The following is a 26,598-nucleotide window of genomic DNA, read 5'->3' as shown; positions in this document are numbered from 1 at the left end:
CAGTTTCGTTAAATAAGAGCTCCATCATTATCAGGAGTCCAACGCTTACGCACATAATCATTGAATTCATATCCCTTTAATTTGAGATTATCAGCATGGTCTGTTACAATTACCTGAGGAGTGTAGCCAACTACATCCTTAATAGACTCAAGCTCCTCTAAGATAGTCGTAAATACTGCAGACACCTGTTTTATATCTTCGTCCTTCGTGGCATCAAATTCTTTGGGGAAATAAACTTGGCTTGGCTGGTCTAGAAAGAGAAATGAGGGAACCGTTGACTTTGAATTATAGGCAAACCATTTCAAAAGACCTAAGCATAGAGCTAAATGACATGTTAACCAGTTTGCACCACTACCCATTTCACTTAGACTAATTAGTCCAACATCTTTGTATTCGTGTGTTAAATTAAATGTTTTTAAGTCAAACCAAAGATTCAAGGGCTTAAGCTGTTCTTCAAAATCGAGCTTATTGCCGATTCTATTAAGATCTGAGCTCAACTCAGTTTCAGCAAAAGCGAAAAATCTGCCAATATTGTATTGATTGAGTTGAGTATTGATAAAATCAATTTCGGATTGCAATTCAACAGCTCTTGCTGTAAATTCGCTATTAATATCTTTTGCGTTTTCTTTGAATAATTCTATTCTTAAATCAAGCTGAGCTTTTGCATATACAATTGCATTTGACACATTTTTTTGATTTTGGATAATCTCAAATGTATTTTCTATATCAGCAACTTGTTTTGATATTAAGCTATTCTCTCTTCTTAAAGATTCTCGTTGAATGCTCAGTTGCTCAATTTCTTTTGCATAAGACACAGCATAAGTAGAAATTTGGCTTAATTCATCTTGCATTCGTTCGTTTGAAAGCGCCAAGGCTTCAATCTCTTGATTTAATTCGGGATGTTCTTTACCGCATGTAGGGCACTCATAAGTAGTATCTTTTAAAGGATTTCCTAAAAATCTGCTTTGGATATCACTCAGGCTCATTTGAAATCCTACAGCGTAGGATTCACTATCTTCAAGGCCTTTAATTTTCTTAGATAATGCAGCTATAGCTACTTTATTTGCTTCAAAAAGACTAGTCAGCCTACTATATTGGTCATCAATTCCACCTCCTACGTAGATTGCAGATCTGTCAGGCAATATTTCTTGTCGGTTGTTTATATAAGACTGAACAGATCTTTGCTCATCAAATGGCTTCTCTATTAAATAATAATAACTTTTGATATAACCTTTAAGCTCATTTTCTAATGATTTCAAAAACCTGTCATTTGAGTTAGCCCTATTATTAATCAACTTGAATTCTCTTTCTTTTGATTCTTTTTGACGTTTTAGCAAAAAGTAATTATCATTAGCCCAGCCACTAAATACAGGAAAACTATCAATTACTGATTGTCTTTTTCTGTAATCATCAAATCTATAAAGAAGTGAATGCTTATTGGCAATAAGGTTTTGATGCTGAAATAAGAAAGATGTCATATCTCTTAAGCTTGCCTTCTTATTATCTGACATCTCCCCTTCATTTCCTTCAGACATATTTGTGACGGAGAGGCCTAAGTGCCTTTCTATCTCTAACTGCGCTTGTTTAAGCTGAATCGGGCTTTGTTCTGCAAAATATGATGCTGTCAGGTTGTTTGGTTCAAACTCCGCATTTTCAACCTTAAAATACATCTTTGTAGCACCACCGCTCCAATATGACATTCTACCGATAACTAACTGCTTACTAGCAAATTTGAGCACTATGCAGAATAAAGAAGCGAATTCAGATATCACTCCCTGTGGTATATTGGACACACGACTACATAAACAGTAGTCCACAATCTCAATAAGCGCACTTTTTCCGGTTTTTGAGTCACCAGTAATAATATTGAGTCCCGGAAATAGACTTACCCTTCTCTTTTCTCCAATATTATTTAGGATCAACACTTCTTTTACAAAACAGTTCATATGCTTCTGATGGTCAATTTAGAAAAAACATCAAGATACGCCATCTTACTCATTGTCAAACCAAGATAGTAAGCAGCTTTGTAAAATCTTTTTAAATACTCATTATTTTCATCTTGATATTTTTTCACATCGTGCAAAGTAATATAATCTCCAATTTCAATATTATACTTATTGCAAGCTACTATAATAGATTTTTGCGTTATTGACTTGAAAGTTTTATACACCTTCTCAGACTCAATAATACTTGTAACGCTCGTATTAGCTGATAGAAACAGACTGTTTAAACTAGACCTTGAGTTAGCATTGCAGAGTAAATCTCTAGAATCTTTATAAAGAACGAAGGGTATCACCATAAATATTAACTCAAATTTTATACTCCTCTCCTTACAGCCCATAAGAAAGTGTATAAGTATCTCGGCTCCGAATACAGGATTCAAAGTAATAGATTTAATATCTTTGATGTCCATTATTATTCCAATTCAATATGCCAGTTAAACGACTCTAAATCTACTACTTGATGAATTGTACCTCTCTGAAAAAATGTATGGTCTAATTCATACCCTTGTATCTTCCTGATATCAAAGCCCATTGCTCTAGCAAAGCAGATTTTTGCATTTCGCTCAGCCTGCTTCTTATCTGAACACTCATTTTCTAACAATATAGTCTTCTTTAAAAGCACTAAATCATCTAAAATCACTTCCTGAAGTCCTTCAACCGCCATGACAAAAAGGGGGTCATCATTACTCATATCCAATGTTGTTAAGAAGGCTCTGTGAAAATTATTAACAGCTTCTTGTATTTCTGTATTGTAGTTGATTTTTTCTATTTCTTTTACAAACACATATTGACTGTATTTACTAACATCACTTGTATGATTCCTATATGTGGTAATGATAGGTGTACTATCTTTTACGTAGTGCTTAATTTTTGCTTCTGCAAAGGCATTAAAAGCATCAATTCTCACTAGCCAGCTTTCACTAGCTTTTAATTCTGAAGATACGCTTTGGCTTAAATCCTCAACTACACACCTAAATATTATATATGATAGAAGCTCCTGTATAAAAGGTGTTCTGTTTTTAAAAGGTATAAATTTGAATTGGTTTAGTTTTTGAATATCAGCTATCTTCTCAAGTATGCGTGGCTGATTACTGATTATCTTAAATCTATCTAGTATTGATAACAAATGAGTATCATTATGCCCATTAGGCAGAAACTCGAATATGTACTTAATAAAAGGTTGAATAGTCTTATTTGTATTATTGGTTAATACATCATTTTTGATTTCTTTAATTATGTTTAGCTTCTGAGGTGCACTTATTTCATTCCAGTTATGTAATTTGGAATTTAGGGTAATATTCGAAGTAGTTAACAATATCAGTTCACTATACCCCGCTATTACATCTCTATTAACAACCCAATTCTTAAGAGTTTTCCAAAAATCAATGTGTTTCTCTGCAATTGTATGCTTCTTCGAATCGTGGTGTTTAATTTCGACACTTATAGATTCGTTAGCAACATCGCCTCTCTGCTCAATATAAATCACTCCTCCTGCTGGTGCATTTAAACAATGCTCTAGTGCTATTATATATTGGTACAAGTCGCCATATCTCGACTTACTAGCATCATTGTGGAATTGAGCATCATCAGTGATATTAGCCATTTGTGAGCATTGTTAGTATTAGAATCCGAGCGGGATTGCAAGGGTATCACCTTTTGTCAATATTTGCCTGACTCTCACCATAAGCTTGGGGAATAAGCTGGAAAATAGCCTTACTCAATTTTAAACAAAGTCTTAATCATACAATTATATAGCTTAAAATTATTTTTTTTGAGTAGATGTCTTCGTGAGCTTACATCCAAAAAGGGCCCCGACTAACCTTTGAGATCCTTGTACCGGGGCCTATTTGTGGAGGCAGAAAGGATTTGGGAAGGCTAAGATGTAGAAAACTTACAGAACACACAGAAATAAGCCCTTCACAGAAGCTTAATCTGATAGATCAAGGCTTTCTACCCTAGTTCTGTGAAAGCTCAGCAGAGAGGATATACGAGCTTCAGAATAATGGTTTATTGGAGTTTTCGGACTGAGAAGCCAAAGGCAATCACATAATAAGGGCCAATTGAGAGCAAACTGTATTGGTGAGGATGATAGGAGCTTGGATGAGTGAAGGCCTTAGTGGCTACCCCATGCTTATCACATGCAGCAAGCACAGCAGAGGCTATTGATGGAGGAGCTAGGCTAATAAGCTTACCTCTCCCTTGAATGAGCACCTCTTTGATGGTACCATCACCAGTGGTGTAATCAGATTTGATTGTAGTAAAGTCTGACTTGAAGCAAGAAGCTTCCCCATCCCTCCATTCCTGAGGGTTTCTAGCTATGACCTCTTGAATGCCCTCATACAATCCTGCTGGATCATCAGGAGCCGAGTTAATATAGACTTCTGTCTTATCATCATTATAGTGACTCAGCAGTGGATGGGTAGTATGATGAGCTAAGACCCCTCCCCTACCCGGCTTCAGTTTAGCTTCTACCTTTTCCTCGAAGTCTATTCTAAATAGATGTGCTCCTTCCACCTCCAAATGCATGAAGGTTGTCTGAGCTAGGGTTATAGTAGCTGTTGAATATTTATCTATGAAGTCGGTAAGCATCTTGAAAGATAACTTCTGTCTTAGATAGGAAAGCTGAAATTATTAACCACCTACTATCTCCCCTATCCTTCTCCCTTATGTTCTGACAAAATCAATCAGACTAACCTAATAACCGCTCTGAGTAACCATCCATATTAGACCCTCAGACTGTACATTTCACTGTACAAAAAGAGGTCTTAAAAGCAGAAAAGCCCCTAACTTGTTAGCTAGAGGCTTTTCTAAGAGGAAAGTGGTGATCCCGCTGGGATTCGAACCCAGGACCCGTACATTAAAAGTGTACTGCTCTACCAGCTGAGCTACAGAATCAGGACCCGAAGGCGAAACGGGATTCGCGTTTCGGGGTTGCAAAAGTGGCATAAACCCGTCTATTGTGCAAATCCTGGCGGCTTAAGTTTGGGCTTTTATCACCTACACGGCTCTAGCCGGCTTAGTATCAGGGATATAAATTTTACAGAAAACTTCCCAAACCGACGGCTCCAGGAGGAAGTATTGTAGCGGAATAAGTAGGAGCTTTGTGGCCGGATACCTTATGGCCCGCCATGTATAAAGCCCTGCTCAAACCCCTGCTTTTCCAGCTCGACGCGGAGCAGGCCCACCACTTTGTCTTCAACAACCTGCGGCGCAGCTACCGCCTACCTGGCACGCCGGCCCTGCTGCGCAGCCTCTACGGCTTCGAGCACCCGGGGCTGGAACGAGAGGTTTTTGGGCTGAAATTCCGCAATCCGGTGGGGCTGGCCGCGGGCTTCGACAAGAACGCCGAGCTGACCGATGAGCTGGCAGCCCTAGGCTTCGGCTTCGTCGAAATCGGGACGGTGACGCCGCGGGCCCAGCCGGGCAATGCAACTCCGCGCCTGTTTCGACTGCCGCAGGACGGGGCCCTGGTAAACCGCATGGGCTTTAATAACGAAGGCGCGGCGGCGGCGGCCCAGCGCCTGCGGCAGCGGCGTTCCGGTATCATCATCGGCGGCAACATCGGCAAGAATAAGGACACGCCCAACGAGCAGGCCGCCGCCGACTACGTAGCCAGCTTTGAAACGCTGTTCGATACCGTGGATTATTTCGTGGTCAACGTCAGCTCGCCCAACACGCCCAACCTGCGGCAGCTCCAGGAGAAAGAGCCCCTGATTCGGCTGCTGCAGCAGGTGCAGGAGGCCAACTTCGCCAAAACCCGCCCCAAGCCGCTGCTGCTCAAAATTGCCCCCGACCTCACCGACGGCCAGCTCGACGACATCCTGACCATTGCCACCGAAACCAAGCTCAGCGGCCTAGTGGCCACCAACACCACCATTGCCCGCGACGCTCTGCAAACCCCGGCGGGCCAGCTGGCCTCCATTGGGGCGGGCGGCCTAAGCGGCCGGCCCCTGCGGCAGCGGGCCACTGAGGTAATTCGCTACCTGCATCAGCGCAGCGGGGGCACCCTGCCTATCATTGGGGTGGGAGGCATAGCCTCGGCGGCCGATGCCCTGGAAAAAATACGGGCTGGTGCGGCCCTGGTGCAGCTTTACACGGGCTTTATCTACGAAGGGCCGGCTTTGGTAAAGCGCATCAACCAGGCCCTGGTAGCCGCCCAGGTGTAGCCAAACCGCCTAAGTTAGTTCGGGCTGAATCCGGACCTGCACGACCTGCTCGGGGTGCTGGCCCTGGACAAATTGCCGTTTGTAGCGGCGCTGCACCCAAATCAGCGGGGGTACCATGACCAGTGTGGGCCACAGAAAATTCAGCGGAAACGGAATAAAGGTGAGGCTGGTGGCCGAAAACGCCGACACGGCCGCAATATAAGCTCCCACGAAACCCGACATATGGTTAATTAGCCACTGTCCGGCGGCCCACGGGCCCTTTTGGCGGAAAGCCCGCACCTGACGCAAGGTTATCATTAAGCCAATGGCGCCAAAAACGGCCGGCACTGGGTTGGCTTTCAGGTGCAGCAGGCCGTAGACGAGAGTGCCGGCAAAGATGAGCGTGCCGGCCACCACTCCTACCCAGTCGGCCGGCGCGGCTGGCTCCTGCCCCCGGTTCAGACGCTTGTGATACACCGAGCGGTAGCCAAACCAAGCTAAATACAGGCTAAAAATGCCGGTGAGCAGCAAAAAAGTCAAGCCGTTGAGGGAGGCCGACACAATAGCCGTGCTGCCGGCCACCACCATAGCCCAGAAAAATACCCGCCCCCAGAGCCGGTGGGCCGGGCCGCCCTTGCGCACGTACAGGGCCGCCGGGGCCACGAAGAAGCCGATGAAGCCGGCCAGAATGTGCAGCCAGCGGTTGTAGACCAGAAACGTTTCCATGGGGGCAGCAGTCAGGGGTGATTCGAAGGAATGGTCCAAAGAAAGCACCCGGCGGCCTACCCGGCCAGTTTCTGTTACCCAACCCGCGCATTACCCGGCTGAAGCGTCGGCCGGGGCGGCTGAAGCCCAGGCCGCGCTACAGCTTCACGCCCAGCTTGAGCTCTACCACGTCGGCGGCCCCGCGGTGCACCTTCAAGTCGACGGCCCCCCAGAGCTGCTCGGTAAACGTGTATTTGAGACCCACTCGCTCGTAGTAGAACTTGTTGGACTTGTAGGGATTATAAACGTAGAAACCCAAGTGCGACACCACTGCCAGGCGGCCAAACAGCAGCTCGTGGCCGAAAAACACGCCGGCTTTTTTCACGTCTGGGAGCTGCTCACCAGTTCGGGCCGTGTCGCGCAGCTGCACCAGCAATGACCGGTCGTAGAAGCCCTCGGCACCCAGCAGCAGGTTGCTTTTACGGTTCACGCGCCGCCCCACCGCCACCGTCACCGACTGCACCGTGTACTTGCGGCGGTCCGACTCGTTGCGCTGCTTAAAGCCCAGGCTGGTGCTTAAGTTCAGGAAATTGTGGCCCACCTCGGCGGGCTGGCCCGTGGGACTGGTGCTTAGCGGCCGGAAGGGGCGCTGCTGGTGGTAGTTGAGGCCCACAAACACGGTGGGCAGGTTAATACCGAAGTTGGGCTTGGTCGTGGCGCCATTGGAGTAGTGGTTCAGGCCCACGCCCAGCAGCAGGCCGTAGTGGGGCGCCACGGCCACGTCGTACTCCAGGCGCATCTGCAGCGTAGCATTCAGGCGGGAGCTAACGATGGTGTTTTTATGGTTAGTGGCCTGGTCGTAGCGCATCGGGAAAAAGCCGATGCCGGTGCCGATGCGGAAGTTGAGCTCCTGCCGGGCCGAGCGGTAAAACGGCTTGTTCAAATACAGAGTAGCCGCGTACGACTTGCCCAGCATCGGATTATGGTAGTCGTAATACACCAGGGCCAGGCCCACTTTGGGGTATTTGTACCAAGCGTGCCACGGCTCCCGCCCGTTGGTCTGGCGCTGCAGATTCAGCTCCAGGCCCGTGGGGTGCGACTTCACCAGATGCTTCACCGAGGGCGTATGGCCGATAATAAAGCTGCCTTGGGCGTAGGCGCCCACCACCAGCGGGGGCCGTACATCGGGGGCCGCGGGCTGCTGAGCCCAGGCCCCGACGCCATGGAGCAGCAAAGCCCCGAGCAAACCGTAGCGAATCATCATAAACCAAATACATCCAAGCTCCTCCAAAAGTAGCTAAACCCGGGCAAGCCCCGACGGAAACGCACCATTATTCTGACCTGCGCAACGCCCTGAAACCGTTGAGCTTTCCCGGAAACGGATTAATTATCATTCGGTTAATTCTAAAGTAATTCTGTGCTCGGCCGCAACAAAGCAGGTCGTATTTACGCTATTACGCCTATCCAGCCAGATTTTTAACCCGTGCTTAACTGGCGAAGCACCTTATACCCTCCCCACCTTTTCGTCTCTCCTCCCATGAAAAAGTATCTAACCATTGCCCTCGCTCTAGCCGCTACCTCCGCCGTTCAAGCCCAAGATTCAGGCGGATTCCGCCTCGGTGTTAAAGTCGGCGGTACCTATTCCAATATCTCCGGCGACAATGTATCGCAAATCACGGGCGCCAACTATAGCAGCGACCTGGGCGACTACAAAGTGGGTTACAATGCCGGTATCAGCGCCAGCATCCCGCTGAGCAGCGACGGGTTCTTCTCCTTCGCACCCGAGCTGCTCTACAACCGCAAGGGCTACGAAATCAAATCGAAGCAAACCAACGCTGCGGCCTTGCCCTCGGGCACTTCCTCAATCGAGTTTGAGCAGCAGCGCGTGCTGCACTACCTGGACGTGCCGCTGCTGGCCAAAATCAACGCCGGCGGCCTGTTCTTCGAGCTGGGCCCGCAGGTGAGCTACCTGTTTGGCTCCAAAACCAAGCAGCAGACGACCACCAAGTACAACAACGGTAATAAAGACAAGGTGGAAGACAACAGCGGCTTCCAGGATTACACCGGCGTAAGCCGTGACGAGGCCGACAAGTCGGACCTGGCGCAGTTTGACATCAGCGGGGTGGCCGGCCTGGGCTACCAGACCGAAGGTGGTTTGAGCGTGGGCCTGCGCTACGCCCGCGGCTTCAATTCGCTGATTGACTCGAAAGACACCAAAAACGACCCCAAAGCCTTCAACAACGCCTTTACGCTGCAGTTGGGCTACCTGCTTCCGCTGGGCAAATAACCCGGCCTAATTCTCTGAAAAAGTGGCTGCCCGACCTGGGCAGCCACTTTTTTTGGGTTATAGGTTAGCTTCGGCACCGGCGTTGCGCGTTTGAAGACCCGTTTTAGGGCCGTGTCGAAGCTCTTAACGCGTTTCCCTCTCCTATTTTTCTGCACGCATGAAAAAGTCATCTTCCATTCTATTGTCCCTACTGCTGGCCGCCGGCCTCACCACTACTACGCAGGCTCAGGTGCGGGTCGGCATCAAGGGAGGCGTGAGCTTTTCCAATTTTACGAACCAGTCGGTTATAGACAACGGGGGCCTCGATGATCAGTACCTCGTCAATGCCAACGGCGGCGTAATGCTCAATGCGCCCCTGAGCTCCGACGGTTTCTTCTCCGTTCAACCCGAGCTGCTGTACTCCGGCAAAGGCAACAAGCTGGAAAACAACCCCGTGAACTTCAACCTGCGCCTGCACTACCTCGATTTGCCCATTTTGGCCAAAATCAACGCCAATGGGCTTATTCTGGAGGCGGGGCCGCAGGCAAGCTATTTGGCCGCCGTGCGCGACGAGCGTAACACCGGCAACCTGACTACGGTCAGCACCAGCCTGGACGGCTACAACCGGCTGACGCTGGGTTACGTGGTGGGCGTGGGCTACGAGCTGGAGAGCGGCCTGGGAATCGGCTTGCGTTACACCGGCGACGTGTCCAAGACGTTGGAAGAATCGGCTACGCAAGTGCGCAGCCAGAAGCGTAACTCCGTGTTTCAGTTGCAGATAGGCTACCTCTTCAGCCTGGACTAAGCGCCGCTGGCCCCATCCAAAAGTGCCGTTCTGATACCAGAACGGCACTTTTGGCGTTTATGGATTTTACTGGCTGAACCGTTCTGGCATATTTTTCGCCTGCTGGCAGCCTACACGTTCCTTTTACCTCAACCCCACATACCATGAAAAAGGCCGTAATTGCTTTAGCCTCCCTGCTATCGGTCGCCACGATTAGCGCTTCCCGTGCCCAGGGCGTCCGCCTGGGTTTGCGGGCCGGTGCCAATTACTCCAACCTGGCTGGTGACGTGCAGAACGAAAGCACCTACAACAACAAAATCGGCTTTCTGGGCGGCGTAATGCTCAACGCCGACCTGAGCGGTGACGGCTTTCTGTCGGTGCAGCCCGAAATTCTGTTTTCGCAAAAAGGCTTCGAAAATAAGCCTACCGAGTACAAATTCCTGGCCGCTACGCAAAAGCGCGAGGGCAAGGTCAACTATAACTACCTAGACGTACCGGTGTTCTTTAAGATCAACGCCGGGGGTCTGATTCTGGAAGCTGGTCCGCAGTACTCCTACCTGCTCAGCGTGAAAGATGAAACGACCGTAACCAATAGCCTGGCCGGAAGCACCAGCACTTCCACTACCCACGACCAGAAAGACCTGAGCAAGCTCAACCGCAACGAGCTGGGCTACGCCGTGGGGGTGGGCTACCAGGCCGAGAACGGAGTGAGCCTGAACCTGCGCTACACCGGCGGCTTCAGCGACTTCGTAAAAAGTGACGATGGCTCGTACTTCAACGGCGACCTGAGCAAGGCCCGCAACTCGGCCTTCCAGCTTTCCTTAGGCTATCTGCTCCCGAACAAGTAACCCGTCACCGGACGGCAGCAGCCCGGCTTTTCTGCGGAAAGGCCGGGCTTTTTCGTGGCCTATGCATGCAGACGGGCCCAAACTGTGCTTAGCTTTACCCCTCGGTGCCGCGCCCGGCAGCTTTCCTTCCTTCGTCCATGAAAAAAGCTTTTCTGATTGCCTTTTCCCTCCTGCTGATGGCCAGCACCAGCCAGGCCCAGCTGCTGCGCGTTGGGCTCAAATTCGGGGGCAACGTCTCGAATGCCGTGGGCTACGATGCCCGCAAAAGCAACTGGCGGGCGGGTGGCCACGGGGGCGTGATGGTCCAGCTGCGGCCCACCTTTTTGCCGAAGTGGAGTGTGCAGACCGAAGCTCTGTATACCATGAAGGGCGACAATTCCGTGACTTATGGTCCCAGCCTGATGGCGCGCCTGGATTACCTCGACGTGCCCGTGCTGCTGCAATACCACTGGGATGATATCTTCTTTGAGGCCGGCCCCCAATTCAGCAAGCTACTGTCGAGTACCGCTAACCCGAGCGTCGTCACTCCGCCCGACTTCAACCCAATGTCATATGGATTTGCCGTGGGCTTCGGCTTCCAGGATAAATCGGGCGTCCAGATTGGCTGGCGGTATAACGCGGACCTTACGAACGTAACCCAAAGTACGGAAGTAGCCGGTGAACCAGTGCAGACGCGCCTGCGCAACAGCGTGATGGAGCTCTATCTGGGCTACAACGTGGGTACGGGCCAGCTCGGCAGCGCCCTGGCCGACGCGGGCACCGGTATCGGGCGCGGGGCCAAATTTCTGGTTACGGCCCCATTCCGTCTGTTCCGCAAAAAGAACCGCCCCACCCCCACCGAAACCCCGGCCGCGGCTCCGGCCGCACCGGCTACTGCGCCCGCCCCGGCAGTACCCAAACCCGAATAGCGGACTCGGGCGGCCAGGCAACCGGCCGTTTTCACGGTAGCCTCATGCGCGGCAGTCCAACTTCCGCCATGAAAAAGACCATTCTCCTCCTGGCGCTCCTGGCAGGGGCGGCCAGCGCCGCGCAGGCCCAACGCACGGAAGCCAAACCCGCCAACACCATCGGCCTGACGGCGGCCTACGCCCGTACCAACCTGGCCGGCGGCAACTCCCTGCCCTACAGCTCCACCAGCCACTCGGCCTACCAGGCCGGCCTTACCGCCGATGTGTACGTGTCGCCGGTTGTGTCCTTCCACCCCGAGGTGCTCTACACCATGCGCTATTTCGACGCCACGGATGAGGCCCTAAACCGCGACCTGACGTACCTGGACGTGCCCCTGCTGGTGCGCTACCACGCCGCCGGTTTGTTCTTTGAAGCTGGCCCGCAGGTGAGCCTGCCCCTGACGGCGAAAAACGAGGAAGGCAATGACGTGAAGCCGGAAGTCAACAAAGCCGGGCTCGACTACGTGGTGGGCCTGGGCTACCAGCTGCACCACGGCCCCTCGCTGGGCATCCGCTACGACGGCGGCATCACCAGCGTCTTCAAAAAGGAAGTTTCTACCCTGGGTACCGACAAGCTCAAGTCGCACACCTTTTTGCTAGTGCTGGGCTACGCTTTTGGGGGAAAGTAGTGAACTGGTGAGTTTTATGTTCGAGCGGCCCGTAGCAGGGCAAGGCGCAGCCGGGTCATCCGTCCTCTGAAATGTGCGGCGCCTTCTAACGTAAAAAGCCCCTTACTACGGCGTGTAGTAAGGGGCTTTCCGGTAACAGGACACTGGTCACTAACAGAGGACGGATGGCCTCGCAAGGACAAAAGGCAATGGGCCTGTCGCACCGTCAGAACAGAAAACTCACCAGTTCACCAGTTCACCAGTTCACTACTTCACCATCGCGGCGGCGTAGTTGCGGTAGAAGTGCGGGATGGTTTCGATGCCCTTGAGGAAGTTGAAGACGCCGTAGTGCTCGTTGGGCGAGTGAATGGCGTCGGAGTCGAGGCCGAAGCCGAGCAGGACGGTATCTAGGCCCAACTCCGACTTAAACATGGCCACAATCGGGATGGAGCCCCCACCGCGGGTGGGAATGGGACGCTTGCCGAAGGTGGTTTCCATGGCGTCGGCGGCGGCTTTGTAGGCTACCGAGTCGGTGGGCGTGACGACGGGCTCCCCGCCGTGGTGGGGCTTCACTTTCACCGTCACGCTGGCCGGGGCAATGCTTTCGAAGTGCTGCTGAAACAGAGCCGTAATTTCGTCCGAGGTCTGGTGGGGCACCAGGCGCATCGAGATTTTGGCGTAGGCCTTGGAGGCAATAACCGTTTTGGCACCTTCGCCGGTGTAGCCGCCCCAGATGCCGTTCACGTCGAGCGTGGGCCGAATGCTGACCCGCTCCAGCGTGCTGTAGCCTTTCTCGCCGTGAATGTCGGTCAGGCCGATGCTCTGCTTGAACTCGTCGTCGGAGTGCGGGGCCTTGGCCATTTCGGCCCGCTCCTCGGCACTCAGCTCGTCCACGTTGTCGTAGAAGCCGGGGATGGTAATGTGGTTATTCTCGTCGTGCAAGGAGGCAATCATCTTGCACAGGATGTTGATGGGGTTAGCCACGGCCCCGCCGTAGAGGCCCGAGTGCAGGTCGCGGTTGGGGCCAGTTACCTCCACTTCGTGGTAGGAAAGGCCGCGCAAGCCCACCTCGATGCTGGGCGTGTCGTTAGCAATCATGCCGGTGTCCGAAATCAGGATGACGTCGGCCTTGAGCTTCTCCTTGTTTTCGCGCACGAAGATGCCCAGGTTGCTGGAGCCAACTTCCTCCTCGCCTTCAATCATAATCTTGATGTTGCAGGGCACGCCGCCTTCCTGCATCAGCACCTCGAAGGCCTTCACGTGCATATACACCTGGCCTTTGTCGTCGCAGGCGCCGCGGGCGTAGATCTTGCCGTCCTTGATAACGGGGTCAAACGGGCCGGAAGTCCACAGCTCGTAGGGGTCGGCGGGCTGCACGTCGTAGTGGCCGTAGACGAGCACCGTGGGCAGGCTGGGGTCAATGATTTTCTCGCCGTAGACGATGGGGTTGCCGGCCGTCTGGCACAGCTCCACATTCTCCACCCCCACTTCTTCGAGGCGGGTTTTGAGGTAGTCGGCGGCGCGCAGCACGTCGCCGTGAAACTTAGGATCGGCCGAAACCGAGGGAATACGCAGCCAGTCGAGCAATTCGCTCAAGAAACGCTCTTGGTTACTTTCGAGGTAGGAAGCCATGCGGGAAGAATTAGACAAGATGGGATGTGGCGTAAAAGTAACACGCCCGCGCGGGAAAGCGGCAAGCCCAACTGGTGCGCCGCCACGGCCTCGCGCCCTGCCCCGGCAAGGTGGTGGCGGCAGTAGCACTTTTACCCGCCGAGCTTGTCTTTTACCTCGACAAAAGAGTAAAATTCCTCGCCTAAACCTTCCGTATCACGTATTCTGTCTGAGGAATACAACGTTATTCCGTACGCTGCGGTCCGCGGCCCAGTTCGGCCCGGCAACTCGGTCCGGGCCGCCCGCCGGGACCTTGATGGGGGCACGAACTACGCTGATTAGGCTGCCGAGGGCGGCGCTTTACTGATAAACGCAAGCATTATGATCCGGCTCTTTCTGGTTGACGACCATAAAATCATTCGCGACGGGCTTCGCTCCCTGCTGGAAGCCGAGCCCACGCTGGAAGTAGTGGGCGAAGCCAGCAATGGCGAGGAGCTTCTCGACCAGCTCGCCACCACCCCGGCCGACCTCGTACTGCTCGACGTGAACATGCCCACGCTCGACGGCTTTGCGACGGCAACCCGCCTGCACGAGCAGTACCCCGCCGTTCGGGTGCTGGCCCTGTCCATGCTCAACGACGAAACCCACGTGGGCCGCATGCTCGAAAGCGGGGCCCACGGCTACGTACTCAAGTCGGCGGGCAAGCTGGAGATTTTCCAGGCCATCGAGGCCGTCATGGCCGGGCGGCCTTACCTGGGCGCCGAAATCGGCATTAGCCTGCTCACCAAAGCCCTGCAAACGCCCGCCCCACCGGAGCCGGCCAAGGGCGGCGGACTCTCGAAGCGGGAGCTGGAAGTGCTGCAGCTCATTGCCGAAGGGCTGACCAACGCCGAAATTGCCGACAAGCTCTTTACCAGCAAGCGTACCATCGAAACCCACCGCCAGAACATCATCGAGAAAACCCAGACCAAGAATACCGCCGCCCTGATTCGCTACGCGGCCCGCAGCGGCCTGCTACAGTAGCCGCGTCCCGCGTCCCCGTTCCTGTCGTTGCCGCTTCGTACCATCCCTATTTGTAGCTGCCGTATCTGCACTCATGAGCGAACTGGATTTGACCTGGCCCGCCAACGCTGACTCGCAAGGGCCCTCCCTGCGCGAGGTGCAGCGGCGCCAGCTGATGACCCAAACCGTGGATGGCAAGACGCCCGCCCAGGTGCAGGAGCTGGTGCGGCAGCTGCAGGAGTACCAGTTGGAGCTGGAGCAGCAAAACCACGAGCTGCAACGCGCCCAGCAGGAAGCCCAGGCTGCCCGCAACCGTTACGAGAGCCTCTACAATGAAGCGCCCCTGGGCTACGTGACCCTCGACGCGCAAGGCACCATCTGCCAGCTCAACCCGCGGGTGAGCCGCTACTTCAAGACCGAACCCGAGCACCTGCTGGGCCGGCGCTTTCTGGTGTTTGTGCTGGAAAACTACCGGGCAGCTTTTCAGGACTTTTTCCAGAACACCCTGGCCAGCACCACCGACGCCAACCACACCCTGAAAGTGCAGCTGCAGGCCGCCGACGGCACCGTCTTCGATGCCCGCCTCGATGCCGTGGCCGTGGCCGATGCCGCCGGACCGCTCAGCTGCCGCCTGGCCCTGGCCGATATTTCGGCCCTGCAACAGGCCATCCGGCAGCGGCGTGAGCACCAGGAAAGCCTCAACCGGGCCCTTACGGCCAGCCAGCAGGGTGTCTGGGAGTGGAGCTTTGCCGGCAACCAGCTCCGCTGGGACCAGCGCGCCCAGGCCTGCTTCGGCCGCGCCCACGACCCCAACCCGGTGCCGTTTGAGGTGCTGGCCCAGGCCGTACACCCCGACGACCTGCCCAATGTGCAAGCGGCCCTTTACGCCTGCGTACAGCGCGGCGCCCAGCTCGACCTGACCCACCGCGTGGTGTGGCCCGACGGCTCGGTGCACTACGTAGCCGCCTTCGGCCACGTCGTAACCAATGACCAGGGCGAGCCGCTGTGCCTGAGCGGCCTGATGCGCGACGTGACGGCCCGCTACGCCGCCGAGGAAGAGCTGGGCCACAAAAACCGCCTGCTAGAGCACATCCTCGACAACCTGCCCGTTATCCTGGGCCGCCTCACGCCCGAAGGCCAATACGTGGAGATGGTAGGCGCGGGCCTGCGCCGCGTGGGCGTGGCCGACAACCAGCTGGTGGGCTACACCGTCTTCGAGGCCTTTCCCAGCCTGGTAGAGCCCACCCTGCGCCTGCTGGCCGGCGAGCAAATCAACTTCGTGGGCTCGGCCGAGCACGAGGGCCAGCAGGTGTACTACCAGAACTACGGCTACTTCGACCAGCAGCGCCAGCAGGGCATCTTCTTCGCCATCGACGTGACCGACACCGAGCGGGCCCGGGAAAAGCTGCGGCAGGAGCGCAACTTCATCCGCAGCCTGCTCGACCACAGCACCGACGGGATTCTGGCCTTCGACCAGCAGGGCCACATCACGGCCTGGAACCAGGCCATGGAGCGGTTTACCGGCAAGCCCGAAGCCCTGATGCTAAGCCAGCCCCTGTTTGAGCACGTGCCCTTCACCCCCGAGTCGGTGCCCGGCCGCGTGATTCAGCTGCTCTTGTCGGGGGAGGCCAAGCCCCGCACCCACCTCTCGTTTGCCCTGCCCGATGCCTCCCAACGGCACTTCGACATTACCGCCATTCCCCTGCCCCCGCCGCCCGAGTCGAGCGGGGGTGGGCTGCTGATTCTGCGCGACGTGACCGAGCTGAACCGCCTGCAAACCGCCGCCACCCAGGCCCAGCTGCGTCAGCAGCGCGAGGTGCTCCGGGCCGTGCTAACGGCCCAGGAAGAAGAGCGCCGCCGCATTTCGGAAGCCCTGCACAACGGCATCGGCCAGCTGCTCTTTGCCGCCAAACTCAACCTGGAGCACCAGCTTCACCTGGCCCCGGGTACCTCGCACAAGGTGCTCGACCTGCTCAACGAAGCCATCCGGGCCACTCGTATGGTGTCGTTTGAGCTCACGCCCATCGTGCTCGAAGACTTCGGCCTGCAGGCAGCCCTGCAGAAGCTCACTCAGCACCTGCCGTCCAGCCAGTTTCAGCTTCACCACCACTTCAAGGGCCTCGACCAGCCCCGCCCCCACCTGCTGGACCTGGCCATCTACCGCATCGTCCAGGAGCTGCTCAACAACGTGCTCAAGCACGCCCGCACCACCGAGGCCACCCTGCACGTGGCCCACGAAGACGGGGAAGTATACCTCAGCGTGGAAGACAACGGGGTGGGCTTCACCCCGCCTGCCCCCAACAAGCTGCCCAAGACCCTGGGCCTGGCGACCATCCGCAACCGGGTAACCCTGTTCGGGGGCACCATGCAGCTGGAGTCCCGCCCCGGCCAGGGCACCATCGTCAGCATCGTGCTGCCCGTGCAGTCGGAGTACCTGGCCGAAACTACCCTGCCGGACTAGCCCCTCCGCTGCCGGCTAAGCGGCACCACCCCAGCCCAATTTCTATGTCGCCCTTACCCGGCAGCCGGTACGAGGGGGCTACGTAGAAATCGGGCTGATTTTTCCCACTAAATCGGGGGGGGGGAATACCGGTTTCATGGGATGGAAAAGAGTCAAAATAGCGCGAAATTCGCTTATCCTGACGCTTTTACACCAGCCAGCCATGCTTACTCAGCAGATCCTCATCGTTACGCACGCCCCCATCATCGGGGAGGGCCTGCTGCAACAGCTCCACCGCTGGGGCTTCCAGCATATCGAGGTGGCCGACTCGGGCCCGGCCGCCCTGGCGGCCGCCACCCGGCAGCCCCCGGACCTGGTTATTCTCACTACCACCCTGCCCGGCCCCCCCGACGGGCTCGAAACGGCCCGCCTGCTCCAGCGCCGCGGCCCCACGCCCCTGCTGCTGCTCCAGGAGCCCCGGCACGCCCCGGCCCAGGAGCCCCACCTACGCCCCCTGACCCGCTACCGCTGCCTGCCCAACCCGCCCAGCGTGGAAGAGCTGCGGAGCGGCGTGCTGAATAGCTTGCTGCCCACCCACCCCACCCGGCCGGCCCAGGCCTAGGCCCCGGCCGGACAGCAAAACGCCCCGACCGCCGTATGGCCGCCGGGGCGCTCTTGCAGCGGGGCTGCCCTAGCTGGGGCGAGCCTCCGTGGCGGGGGCCGGGGTGGTATCCACCACGTACTCCCGGGCCCGGGTGGCATCGGTCAGCTTCCAGTACGACTCGCCGGCGGCGCAGAGCTGCACCAGCTGCCGGTAGAGGCCGTTGGCAAACAGCACCCGGGCCCGGGTGGCCCCACTGCGGGTGTTTTCGGCCTCCTTGCGCTCGGTGAGGCCCTCCACAAAGTCCTCGTTGTGCTGCTCCACCGCCTCGAGTAAGGCCGCCGTCAGGCCCTCGGCCTTATATTCCTCCAGGTACTTGCGCCCCTGCTTCACGAGCATCGTGGCGGCCAGGTGCAGCTTGGCTTCCGACAGGTCTACGATGTTCGTCACCCCAAACCGCTTGTAGCGGGCCGTGCGCGGTTCATCTTGCACGGCGATAATGCCGAGCACCGCTTGCATGCTAGTTTTCAAGGTCTCGGCCACCTCGTCTTTTTCCTCCGTCACGGCGGCGCCTTCCTGTAGCAGCACCGTATCGGGCTCCATTTCCCCAAAGGCGGCCGTGTCCGTTTTGAGCTTACTAATGCGGGCCGCCGTCACCCCGCGCCCGGTCAGTACGGCCGCGTCGCGGTCCAGGGAGGGTTGCAGGTCGAGGCAGCGCTGCCACAGCTCGGCCTGGGTAAAGGGGTATTCGGCAACGGGATTCTTGGCATTCATACGACAACAGATAATAAGGTTAGAAAAAGAATAATCCGGCTACCACGCCGATAGTCGGCTGACGGTAAGCTACATCATTGCGCCTTATCCACCTAGCGCTGCGCCCGAAACCTCGGCCGTAGCACCCGAAGTCCCGCCCGTAGCACCCGAAACTCTGCCCGTAGCACCCGAAACTCTGCCCGTAGCTCCCGAAGAGGCTTCCGTAGCAACCCAAGCCCCGGCGGTAGCTCCCGAAGCATCATCCGTAGTGCCCGAAGCGGTTTCCGTAGCAACCGAAGAGGCATCCGGTAGCTAATTCCACTGCTTCGGGCGTTACGGCCGGGGCTTGGGAGGCTATGGGAGCCGTTTCGGGTGCTACAGGCCGGGCTTGAGCCGGCACTGCCGGCGCTTCGGAGGCAGCGGCGGGAGCATGGGGCGGAGCGGGAGTATCTTCGGGCCATGTATTCATGGCTTGTCCTATTGCTCAGCATCAGCTACAGTGTCTTTCGAGGCCACGGTGACGGTGACGCATCACTTGCCCCCAGCGCAGTCGCTCGGCTATGCCGAGTGACGACTAGGCTTGAGCAGCTCTGCTGCGAATTACAACGCGCTAGTAGAACAACCGCACGGCGCGGGACGCTCGGGGCGCAGCCCCTCCGGCGTAAGTGTCACTCGGCACAGCCGAGCGACTGCACAGAGGCCACGGTGACGCATCACTTGCCGAAAGGCAGCGGGGCTACCTCCTTTTCGCGCTGCTGGTGGTACTTATCCTGGGGTATTCGCTCTACGAGTACCGGGTACGGCGCAAGCGGAAAATAAGACCTACTGGTGGTAGTCGCTCCGGCAGCCCCAGCGGGGCGGCATAGCGGTAGAAAAAGACGCGCCTAAAACGGTAAAAGCCCCAGCGGGGCGACACTTTCGTACCAACGACTTGTGTCGCCCCGCTGGGGCTTTGTGTTCTAAAGGCTGGTCAGAAGCTACCGCTATGCCGCCCCGCTGGGGCTAGGAAAAGGAATGCCTAACCAGAACCCATGCCGTCGCAGTCGCTCGGCTGTGCCGAGTGACGACTACGTGTGAGCAGTTCTGCTGCGAATTGGGCCGCGCCAACAGAACGGCCAACCGGCGCGGGACCCTTGGGGCGCAGCCCCTCTACATAAGCGTCACTCGGCACAGCCGAGCGACTGCACAGAGCTATTTTAGCAGGTAGGCTACAAAGACACACAGGCAGCTTGCTATAAACACAAGAGCAGGGCGCAGCCGGCTTCGAAATCCTAGCGCTATAGCCAAGCCTCCGATCGGCAGCATGTAGCACAGAAATAAACCTGTCTTATTAATTTCTCTGTTGTTCCATGTGTCAGAATCGAGGACAATCAGAACGGTCAACCAGACAATATTAAATAGAGCACCTGAAGCGGCTACTTCCCACCAATAACCGGAATGGGCAGGGTTGGCGGCGCGGGCAGTGGTCCACATCCAGGAGAATAGAATGAGTAGCAATGGACCACCGATAACCAGTGCTGCAGTTTGAGGGATAATCATGTCGCCTAGCGCATAGGCAGGCAGGGAGATGCTAGTGGCAAGGACTGCTACAAGTGCACTAGTGCGGCGTACCCTAGAAGTGTTGAGCATTGCTATACCTACTTGCTCTTTACTTCCTCCCAAAGAGCGGCACCCTACTCTCGGTGCCGGCCCGCAGGCGGCCGATGTTGGCGCGGTGGGTGTAGATGAGCAGGATGGCCAGCACGAAGCCGAAGCCCAGGAGCAGGCTGTTGTCGGGGCGGAAGGGGGGCAGCAGCTGCAAGAGGGCAAAGGCCACGCCGGCCGTCATGGAGGCCAGGGACACGTAGCGGAACAGCAGGAGCATCACCAGGAACACCAGGATGCAGACGCCCACCGTGGCCGGGGCAATGGCCAGCATCATGCCCAGCACGGTGGCCACGCCCTTGCCCCCGCGGAACTGGGCGAAGACGGGGTAAATGTGCCCCACCACGGCCAGGGCCCCGCAGGCCAGCTGGAAGTAGAGCAGCTGATCGGGCCGGATGGCGCCCTGGCTGAGCATGACCGAGGCCATCATGGTGGCGGCCCAGCCCTTGAGCACGTCGATGGCCATCACCACGGAGCCCGGCTTTTTGCCCAGCACCCGGAAGGTGTTGGTGGCCCCGGCGTTGCCGGAGCCGTGCTCCCGGATATCAAGGCCAAAGAAGCGGCGGCCGACCCAGAGGGCCGTCGGGATAGAGCCGAGCAGGTAGGCGGCCACGAGCAGGGCCAGGACGAGGGGGAGGTTCATAGAAAAAGGGCGGTGCAGCCAAATATAAGGGGCTTCCGCAGGCTTCTACGCAATTTTACGGCGTAACGCTGCTCAGCTACCCTGCCCCGTTGCCCGTCTCGCTCTCTGGCTGGCCCGAAACCGAAGAACGTCCTGTCGACCCACGGGAGACATCTCGCGGGCAATGGTCATCCGATAGCCTGGCAACATCAGCACGCGAGATGTCTCGCTCTGCTCGACAGGACGTTCTTACGCTTTTGTTCTTAGCGCAACAGCCCCGCCCCGGAAACCGGGACGGGGCTGTTGATTCGGATGGGAAGAGTGGGAGCAGCTTAGGAGTCGCCGAAGGGGTCCTCCTCGCCTTTCTTCTTCTTTTTCTCGGCCTCTTTGGCCTTTTTCTCTTCTTCCTTCTTGAGGCGCTCAGCCTCTTTGGCTTTGGCGGCGTCTTCCTTTTTCATCTGGGCGGCCGTCTTGCCCTCGTCTACCGGCGGCGTGGCGGGGTCGGCCACAACGTCCTTGTCCTTCTTCTTTTTCTTGCCGGTATCTTCTACCGGGGCATCGGCGGCGGGCTGGCTGGCTTCGTCAACGGCGGCATCCTTGTCCTTCTTTTTCTTCTTCTTGTTGTCTTCCATGAAGTCGAAGTTGCCGGTGCTTACGGGCTTGGGCGGGGCCGAGGAGGCCTTCTGCTTGCTGTTGTCGCCGAGGTAGTCCTTGCGGAAGTGGCGGGTAAAGAGGTCCTTTTCCTGCTCGTCGCCGAGGTAGAAACCGTACTCGGTGGCCGTGTTGTAGTCGCCCTTGGCCTTGAAGCCGATGATTTCGTCGTAGGAGCCGTGCTGGGCCTTGGTCAGCAGCACGTTGTTGGAGTAGCGGATGTGGTACCAGGTCTGGGGCTCGGCCTCCAGGTACATTTCCACGGCGTCGCCGGTGGTTTCCTTCTTGATTTCGATGTAGCCGTCAATCAGGGCGTTGATGTCCTTCTTGCCCACGCTCACCAGGCCAATCTTGCCCACCGAGTACCAGGCCTTGAACTTCTCCGACCAGCGCAGGTCCACCTTGCTCAGCACCAGGGTGTGCAGGAATTTGGGCGACACTTTCTGGAGCGGCGTGTAGCCGCCCTTCCGGTCCAGGTAGTTCTGCACGCCCTTGCTGCCGATGAATTCGCCCATCTTGTACATCAGGGCCGGAGAGCCGTCGAGGGCTTCGGTCAGGCCTTTGGTGTTGGTGGCCATATCCGTGCCCATAGCCTCAATGGCCTTTTCGGGCATGTTGATGTCGAAGGTCAGGAAGGTGTCGAGGCGGTAGATGCTGCTATCGGGCTTGGCATAGCCCACGGCCGCCGACTGCACGTTGTAGTCCTTGTTGGAGTTGAGCAGCTGCACCTTGCCGCGGAAGTCGAGGGCCCCGGTCGAGTCGTGCAGGGTCAGCACGCTGCCCTCGTACACGTTGGGGTCGGCCAGGTCGTTGCGGGTGATGGTGTAGTTGCCCTTCTTGGCGTCGAAGCTCAGCGTACCGTCTACCTGGAAGATGTTCATGTCGGTAATGCCGGGCTTGGCGGCCACGAACAGCGGGTAGACCTTGGCGGTAGCATCGGACAGGAACAGACCGGTAAGCATGGGCGTGCCGTCGTCGGTTTTGGGCCCATTGAGCTTGATGCGGATACCCTTGGGGTCGATACTATCCTGGACGGCAAACCACTCGGAGGAGGCCTGGTTCTTACTGAACTCCAGGCGGCTTTGCCCGTCGAAGGTGAAGCCCCGTTTCTGGGAGTTCAGGTTCACGGCCCCACGGTAGGCAATGCGGGGCGCGAGGTGAAACTTGTCGGTGGCCTGAATGGTGGCTACGGCCGTGGTGGGCGGGGCAAACGGGGACCCGTCGTCGTCCCGCTTCTTCAGGATACTCTTGGCCCCACCCTTGCCGGCCAGGGCCTTGCCCTTACCGCCCAGCACCGCCGCCGAGTCGACGGCGAAGTTGGTAAACTTGATGGCGAAGGAGTCGGCCGAGGCGTTTTTATAGCTGTACAGGGCGTTGCCCATAAAGGACGTGCGCGACTGAATCTTGATTTCACCCTTGTACAGGTTGTGGTACTTGGCTAGGGTGTCCATCGTGATGCGCGCGTTCTGGAAGGCCCGCATCTGGGCCCCGGCCAGCACGTAGACCTTGTTGCTGTCGGGCTCAATCCAGGCGTCGGCGGAGGCAATGTGGGGCACGCCGCCGGCAATGAGGCGGTAGCGGCTCAAGTCATACTGGCCGGTGCTGGCCAGGAACTTGAGGCCCTTCTGCTCGGGCTTGGTCGAGTAGAAGTAGGAGCGCGACGAGTCGGCGCCGGCCGCTACGCGCATCTGCACGATTTTCTTCTTGAAGTCCCACTTACCGCCGCTGAGCGTGGTGCGGTAGTCGGAGTAGGGCAAATCGATGCTGGCCTTGCTGTTTTCCTCGCGGGCAAATTCAGCGTAGCCCTGCTTGATGTTGTACTGGAAGGCTACCTCGTTGGCGGTCAGGGCGGGCTTGTTGGCCTCGGCCGACTTGATGCTCAGCGTTGACTTCTTACCCGAGTAGCTGCTGGGCTTGAACACAAACTGGCGGGAGCGGATAAACGACTGGGGGCCGTCCATCCGGCCGTCGCCGAAGAGGCCGGAGGGCGTCAGGATGGCGGTACCCTTGTAGTTGTAGTCGCCGGCGTAGAACTTCATTGGCTGCCCGTCGCGCTGGGTGCTCAGGTACATGGAGTCGGAGGCCGTTACCCACTTCATCTGGTAGCCCGGCAGAAGCGAGACTTTGGCGTATTCCACCCCGTTGAGCGGGCCCTGGGCAATAGTGGCCGTTTTGCCCACCGTCACCACCGAGTCTTTGTAGAAGATGAACTGGTCGCTAAACAAGTCGCCGGTGAGGTACTTCAGTTCGCCCACGCCCTGAATACCGCGGTTGCTCATCGACACCTTGTTGAAGAGCCGGGCCTTGCCCCCGTACACCGGGAAGCCGTCCTTGGGCAGGTCGTACACGAAGCCTAGGGAGCCGTCTTCCTGCAGGCTGAGCTTGGTCTTGAAGGCGGGCATAATCTTCCCCGACACGAACGTGCCCTTGAAGCCCACGGCCGAGCGGTTCTTGTTATTGAGGGAGTCAATCTTGAACGGGGGAATGTCGAAGTAAATCGTCGTGTCGTAGGCCCCGCCCAGTACTTCGGGCTTGTTGAAGAACACGTAGGCCCCGGTGGAAGCGTCGAATGAGGGGAAGGCGCCCAGCTTCTTGCGGCCCGATTTGTTGTTGGGCGCGTTGATGTAGAGGCGGCCGGCCGAGTTGCGGTTCTTGTTGGTCAGGGTGAAGTCGGTTTCCTTGCGGGCCTTCATCACCGAGCCTTTCGAGCCTTTGCCCTTCACAATGATGGAGTCAATCTTGACCAGGTCCACGTAGAAGCCGTCGTAGTCGAACTTGAACTCCTTACCCTTGAAGATAAAGGCCGAGGCCACCACGGTGCCGTTGAAAAGCACCCCGCGGTTTTTCTGGATCTTGATAACGCTGCTGTCGGGCTTCACAAACACCGTCACGGAGTCGTCGGAGAAGTTGAAGCGGTCCACGCCGCGCACAATCAGGTCGTTGGTGGCCAGGTTGAGCGTGGCGTTCTTGCCCGAGGGCGACAAGGAGCGAATGGCAATGTGGTCGTAGTCCTTTTTGCCCCGCGACGAATTCACGTAGTGCATGGCCTTGGGCAGCAGCACCACCTGTTCGGTCTGGGGGTTCCACTGCACGTAGCCATCCTTGGCCAGGCCAGCCACGGCCGAGCGCACGTTGGGTTCCTTCACGTTGAGGGCCTTGGCCACGTCCTGCACCGTGAAGGTTTTCACGTTGCCGTTCTGCTGGCTGTAACCCACCACCATCTGCAGCGGGTGGAGCTTGTTGATGCCCTTAATTTGCTGGTAGCGGGTGTTGGTGTAGAATTCGCGGGATTCAAAATTGGCCGTCACCTGGTTTTTGGCCGTCAGGATGGCCAGGTTGATGTAGGGCGTCTTGAGCGGCCAGGTCAGCAGCTCCGTCGCAATTTCCATCTGGTGGTAAGAGTCCGTGTAGGGCGTGGTTTTGTAGAGGCCATCCTCACGGGCCAGCTGCAGCACCTGCCGGGTTTTGGAGTAGCGCAGCTTCACCCCGGGATGAGTCAGCGAGTCGCTCTTGTCCTGGAAGATGGTCACGGCAGCGCGGTCGGCCGATATCAGCGTGTCGCCCAGTAGGTAGGCCCGCGACGAAGCCCGGAACTTGGTTTTGCCGTCCACGTCCACGATGATGCGCGAGAGGCTGCCGTCGAGCGAGGCCGAGAGCGTGCGGCTGCCGGCCAGCGAGAAGCCCCCGAAGTAGCGGATATTCTCGCCGATGTTTTTGACGCGGGCGTCGTTGGTGAGCGAGATAAAGCGGGGGTAGCCCGTGTCGGTAGCGCCGGTTTTCTTCTTGACGCTCTTATAGGAGAAGGCGCCCTGAATGGGGGCTTCCAGCACGGCCGGGTACGTCAGCGTGACGGGTTCAGCGGTGAATTCCGCCTTGCTCATGTCGAAGTCGTAGTTGACGAAGTCGGCCGTCACCAGATTCTGCTTAATGGACCACACGTACTGGCCGCCGCGGCCAATAAAGCGGTTGGTGCCGGGCACCACTACCCCACTGGTTTTGCGGATGAAGATAGAGTCGCCGGCGGTGGCCATAAACAGGTCGGCGTCTTTGAGCAGCAGCACCGGGCCGCGGGTAGCGGGGGCCACGTAGCTGTCGTAGTAGGGAGCAGCTGGCTCGGGCGTGGGCTCGGGCTCGGGAGCGGCGGCGGGGGCAGTGCCTTTAGCTGGTGCTTTGGCCACCGGCTTTTTCTTGGGCGTACCCCAGCCGTCGTCGCTGCCGGTGTCCCACACGTCGGCCGTGTCCCAGCCGTCACTGCTTTTCTTTTTGGGTGCGGGCTTCGCGGCCGGCTTAGCGGCGGGCGTGGTGGTGTTCAGGGCCGGGCCCGTCGTGACGGGAGCCGGGTTAGCAGGTGCCAGCCGCGGAGCCGGGGCGGGCTGGGGCATGTCGGTTTCGTTGTAAGCGAAGCTGAACGTGCCGCCCACCGCGCGCAGGGTACTGTAGCGCGACTTATACAGGGTTTTGGTATCCAGAAACTGGCCGGCGCTGACGAGGAACTTCTCGGCGTTGGCCAGCTGCTCCCGGTTCACGGTCTTGACCACCACTTCCAGAAACTCGTCCATCTGCTGATCGGAGAAGTTCTGCACGGTAGCCCCGCCCACGATGCCCTGGAAGAAGCCTTCAATGGCGGGGTGGGGCTTGTATTTGCGCAGCAGCATCTGCTGGGAAATCTCCACAATGCGGCCCTGCTGGGTAGCCGTGAGCTTATTGCTGGCCCAGAGCTGCTGCAGCTTGGCGCCCACGGCTTTGGCCTGGGCGTTGTTGGCCGCCACCATCATCGACTGCACGTCGATGATAAACTGGGCGGGCTCCTTGGACAGCTTACCCGTGAATTTGGGCAATACTGGCGCAGCCGGCGCGGTGGCCGGCTGTTTGGAGGGAGTTTTCGGTTGTTGGGCCCAGGCGGGGGTACTTAGTCCCAACACCACCGCGCATAGCCACCCAAAAGCAAGTTGCTTCATACTTTTTCCG

Annotated in this window: 20 protein-coding genes and 1 tRNA gene; 9 read left to right on the top strand and 12 right to left on the bottom strand. The window is 56.8% G+C overall.

Annotated elements, in window-relative coordinates; all coding sequences use genetic code 11:
* Positions 1–8: 8 nt before the first annotated feature.
* The 5 genes from CLV45_RS22520 to CLV45_RS22505 form a co-directional block, all read right to left on the bottom strand.
* A complete protein-coding gene (locus CLV45_RS22520) occupies positions 9–1,946 on the bottom strand; it encodes a DUF3732 domain-containing protein (protein WP_100338734.1) in 1,938 nt (645 codons plus the stop codon).
* Positions 1,943–2,413: a three component ABC system middle component gene (locus tag CLV45_RS25630; RefSeq protein WP_100338733.1), complete on the bottom strand. Its 471-nt coding sequence runs from the start codon at positions 2,411–2,413 to the stop codon at positions 1,943–1,945. Before CLV45_RS25630 ends, CLV45_RS22520 begins: the two co-directional genes overlap by 4 nt.
* Positions 2,414–2,415: 2 nt before the next feature.
* Positions 2,416–3,606 carry a hypothetical protein gene (locus CLV45_RS25115; protein ID WP_157807738.1) on the bottom strand — a complete coding sequence of 397 codons (1,191 nt, stop codon included), beginning with the start codon at positions 3,604–3,606 and terminating at the stop codon, positions 2,416–2,418.
* A 404-nt stretch (positions 3,607–4,010) separates the two neighbouring features.
* Positions 4,011–4,592: a hypothetical protein gene (locus tag CLV45_RS25110; protein ID WP_157807737.1), complete on the bottom strand. Its 582-nt coding sequence runs from the start codon at positions 4,590–4,592 to the stop codon at positions 4,011–4,013.
* Between the two features lie 230 nt (positions 4,593–4,822).
* Positions 4,823–4,898: transfer RNA gene (locus CLV45_RS22505), tRNA-Lys, on the bottom strand.
* Positions 4,899–5,131: 233 nt separating this feature from the next.
* Here CLV45_RS22505 and CLV45_RS22500 point away from each other — a divergent pair.
* Positions 5,132–6,169, top strand: coding sequence for a quinone-dependent dihydroorotate dehydrogenase (locus CLV45_RS22500; protein WP_100338731.1), 1,038 nt, complete (start codon positions 5,132–5,134; stop codon positions 6,167–6,169).
* A gap of 9 nt (positions 6,170–6,178) precedes the next feature.
* Here the strand turns inward: CLV45_RS22500 and CLV45_RS22495 are convergent, their stop codons facing one another.
* Both CLV45_RS22495 and CLV45_RS22490 read right to left on the bottom strand, forming a co-directional pair.
* Complete coding sequence (locus CLV45_RS22495) at positions 6,179–6,874, bottom strand: DUF2306 domain-containing protein (protein WP_100338730.1); 696 nt, start codon at positions 6,872–6,874, stop codon at positions 6,179–6,181.
* A 136-nt stretch (positions 6,875–7,010) separates the two neighbouring features.
* Entirely contained in the window at positions 7,011–8,117 is a 1,107-nt protein-coding gene (locus tag CLV45_RS22490) for an acyloxyacyl hydrolase (RefSeq protein ID WP_100338729.1), read from the bottom strand.
* A gap of 273 nt (positions 8,118–8,390) precedes the next feature.
* Here CLV45_RS22490 and CLV45_RS22485 point away from each other — a divergent pair, with 273 nt between their 5' ends.
* From CLV45_RS22485 to CLV45_RS22465, 5 genes are all read left to right on the top strand, one after another.
* Entirely contained in the window at positions 8,391–9,140 is a 750-nt protein-coding gene (locus CLV45_RS22485) for a porin family protein (RefSeq protein ID WP_100338728.1), read from the top strand.
* 157 nt (positions 9,141–9,297) lie between these two features.
* Positions 9,298–9,924 carry a porin family protein gene (locus CLV45_RS22480; RefSeq protein ID WP_100338727.1) on the top strand — a complete coding sequence of 209 codons (627 nt, stop codon included), beginning with the start codon at positions 9,298–9,300 and terminating at the stop codon, positions 9,922–9,924.
* 143 nt (positions 9,925–10,067) lie between these two features.
* Positions 10,068–10,751, top strand: a complete 684-nt coding sequence (locus CLV45_RS22475) for a porin family protein (RefSeq protein ID WP_100338726.1) — start codon at positions 10,068–10,070, stop codon at positions 10,749–10,751.
* Between the two features lie 137 nt (positions 10,752–10,888).
* The gene (locus CLV45_RS22470) at positions 10,889–11,659 is read left to right on the top strand and encodes a porin family protein (RefSeq protein WP_100338725.1); all 771 of its coding nucleotides are present in this window, start codon (positions 10,889–10,891) and stop codon (positions 11,657–11,659) included.
* 68 nt (positions 11,660–11,727) lie between these two features.
* Complete coding sequence (locus CLV45_RS22465) at positions 11,728–12,327, top strand: porin family protein (protein WP_157807736.1); 600 nt, start codon at positions 11,728–11,730, stop codon at positions 12,325–12,327.
* Between the two features lie 246 nt (positions 12,328–12,573).
* Here the strand turns inward: CLV45_RS22465 and CLV45_RS22460 are convergent, their stop codons facing one another.
* A complete protein-coding gene (locus CLV45_RS22460; protein WP_100338723.1) occupies positions 12,574–13,938 on the bottom strand; it encodes a dipeptidase in 1,365 nt (454 codons plus the stop codon).
* A 360-nt stretch (positions 13,939–14,298) separates the two neighbouring features.
* Here CLV45_RS22460 and CLV45_RS22455 point away from each other — a divergent pair, with 360 nt between their 5' ends.
* The 3 genes from CLV45_RS22455 to CLV45_RS22445 all read left to right on the top strand — a co-directional run bounded on the left by CLV45_RS22455 (position 14,299) and on the right by CLV45_RS22445 (position 17,981).
* Entirely contained in the window at positions 14,299–14,940 is a 642-nt protein-coding gene (locus tag CLV45_RS22455; RefSeq protein ID WP_100338722.1) for a response regulator, read from the top strand.
* Between the two features lie 73 nt (positions 14,941–15,013).
* Positions 15,014–17,380: a sensor histidine kinase gene (locus CLV45_RS22450; RefSeq protein ID WP_100338721.1), complete on the top strand. Its 2,367-nt coding sequence runs from the start codon at positions 15,014–15,016 to the stop codon at positions 17,378–17,380.
* 202 nt (positions 17,381–17,582) lie between these two features.
* Positions 17,583–17,981 carry a response regulator gene (locus tag CLV45_RS22445; protein WP_157807735.1) on the top strand — a complete coding sequence of 133 codons (399 nt, stop codon included), beginning with the start codon at positions 17,583–17,585 and terminating at the stop codon, positions 17,979–17,981.
* A gap of 69 nt (positions 17,982–18,050) precedes the next feature.
* Here CLV45_RS22445 and CLV45_RS22440 read toward each other — a convergent pair whose 3' ends face one another.
* From CLV45_RS22440 to CLV45_RS22430, 4 genes are all read right to left on the bottom strand, one after another.
* Positions 18,051–18,734 (bottom strand): hypothetical protein, encoded by a 684-nt coding sequence (locus tag CLV45_RS22440; protein ID WP_100338719.1) that lies wholly within the window; start codon positions 18,732–18,734, stop codon positions 18,051–18,053.
* 1,170 nt (positions 18,735–19,904) lie between these two features.
* The gene (locus CLV45_RS25105) at positions 19,905–20,252 is read right to left on the bottom strand and encodes a hypothetical protein (protein ID WP_157807734.1); all 348 of its coding nucleotides are present in this window, start codon (positions 20,250–20,252) and stop codon (positions 19,905–19,907) included.
* Between the two features lie 109 nt (positions 20,253–20,361).
* Positions 20,362–21,000 carry a glycerol-3-phosphate 1-O-acyltransferase PlsY gene (gene plsY, locus CLV45_RS22435; RefSeq protein ID WP_100338718.1) on the bottom strand — a complete coding sequence of 213 codons (639 nt, stop codon included), beginning with the start codon at positions 20,998–21,000 and terminating at the stop codon, positions 20,362–20,364.
* 311 nt (positions 21,001–21,311) lie between these two features.
* Positions 21,312–26,588 carry a hypothetical protein gene (locus CLV45_RS22430; protein WP_157807733.1) on the bottom strand — a complete coding sequence of 1,759 codons (5,277 nt, stop codon included), beginning with the start codon at positions 26,586–26,588 and terminating at the stop codon, positions 21,312–21,314.
* Between the last annotated feature and the right edge of the window lie 10 nt (positions 26,589–26,598).

This window comes from Hymenobacter chitinivorans DSM 11115 (assembly GCF_002797555.1).
GTDB classification, from domain to species: domain Bacteria; phylum Bacteroidota; class Bacteroidia; order Cytophagales; family Hymenobacteraceae; genus Hymenobacter; species Hymenobacter chitinivorans.
This window is presented reverse-complemented; position numbering and strand designations above follow the sequence as displayed.

Bases quoted from the DNA above. Each gene is read 5' to 3' on its own strand.
- CLV45_RS22445 (WP_157807735.1), top strand. From the start codon at position 17,583: ATGCTTACTCAGCAGATCCTCATCGTTACGCACGCCCCCATCATCGGG.
- CLV45_RS22430 (WP_157807733.1), bottom strand. From the start codon at position 26,588: ATGAAGCAACTTGCTTTTGGGTGGCTATGCGCGGTGGTGTTGGGACTA.
- CLV45_RS22480 (WP_100338727.1), top strand. From the start codon at position 9,298: ATGAAAAAGTCATCTTCCATTCTATTGTCCCTACTGCTGGCCGCCGGC.
- CLV45_RS25110 (WP_157807737.1), bottom strand. From the start codon at position 4,592: ATGCTTACCGACTTCATAGATAAATATTCAACAGCTACTATAACCCTA.
- CLV45_RS22500 (WP_100338731.1), top strand. From the start codon at position 5,132: ATGTATAAAGCCCTGCTCAAACCCCTGCTTTTCCAGCTCGACGCGGAG.
- CLV45_RS22475 (WP_100338726.1), top strand. From the start codon at position 10,068: ATGAAAAAGGCCGTAATTGCTTTAGCCTCCCTGCTATCGGTCGCCACG.
- CLV45_RS22495 (WP_100338730.1), bottom strand. From the start codon at position 6,874: ATGGAAACGTTTCTGGTCTACAACCGCTGGCTGCACATTCTGGCCGGC.
- CLV45_RS25115 (WP_157807738.1), bottom strand. From the start codon at position 3,606: ATGGCTAATATCACTGATGATGCTCAATTCCACAATGATGCTAGTAAG.
- CLV45_RS22470 (WP_100338725.1), top strand. From the start codon at position 10,889: ATGAAAAAAGCTTTTCTGATTGCCTTTTCCCTCCTGCTGATGGCCAGC.
- CLV45_RS22465 (WP_157807736.1), top strand. From the start codon at position 11,728: ATGAAAAAGACCATTCTCCTCCTGGCGCTCCTGGCAGGGGCGGCCAGC.
- CLV45_RS22440 (WP_100338719.1), bottom strand. From the start codon at position 18,734: ATGAATGCCAAGAATCCCGTTGCCGAATACCCCTTTACCCAGGCCGAG.
- CLV45_RS22490 (WP_100338729.1), bottom strand. From the start codon at position 8,117: ATGATGATTCGCTACGGTTTGCTCGGGGCTTTGCTGCTCCATGGCGTC.
- CLV45_RS22460 (WP_100338723.1), bottom strand. From the start codon at position 13,938: ATGGCTTCCTACCTCGAAAGTAACCAAGAGCGTTTCTTGAGCGAATTG.
- CLV45_RS22485 (WP_100338728.1), top strand. From the start codon at position 8,391: ATGAAAAAGTATCTAACCATTGCCCTCGCTCTAGCCGCTACCTCCGCC.
- CLV45_RS22455 (WP_100338722.1), top strand. From the start codon at position 14,299: ATGATCCGGCTCTTTCTGGTTGACGACCATAAAATCATTCGCGACGGG.
- CLV45_RS22520 (WP_100338734.1), bottom strand. From the start codon at position 1,946: ATGAACTGTTTTGTAAAAGAAGTGTTGATCCTAAATAATATTGGAGAA.
- CLV45_RS25630 (WP_100338733.1), bottom strand. From the start codon at position 2,413: ATGGACATCAAAGATATTAAATCTATTACTTTGAATCCTGTATTCGGA.
- CLV45_RS25105 (WP_157807734.1), bottom strand. From the start codon at position 20,252: ATGATTATCCCTCAAACTGCAGCACTGGTTATCGGTGGTCCATTGCTA.
- plsY (WP_100338718.1), bottom strand. From the start codon at position 21,000: ATGAACCTCCCCCTCGTCCTGGCCCTGCTCGTGGCCGCCTACCTGCTC.
- CLV45_RS22450 (WP_100338721.1), top strand. From the start codon at position 15,014: ATGAGCGAACTGGATTTGACCTGGCCCGCCAACGCTGACTCGCAAGGG.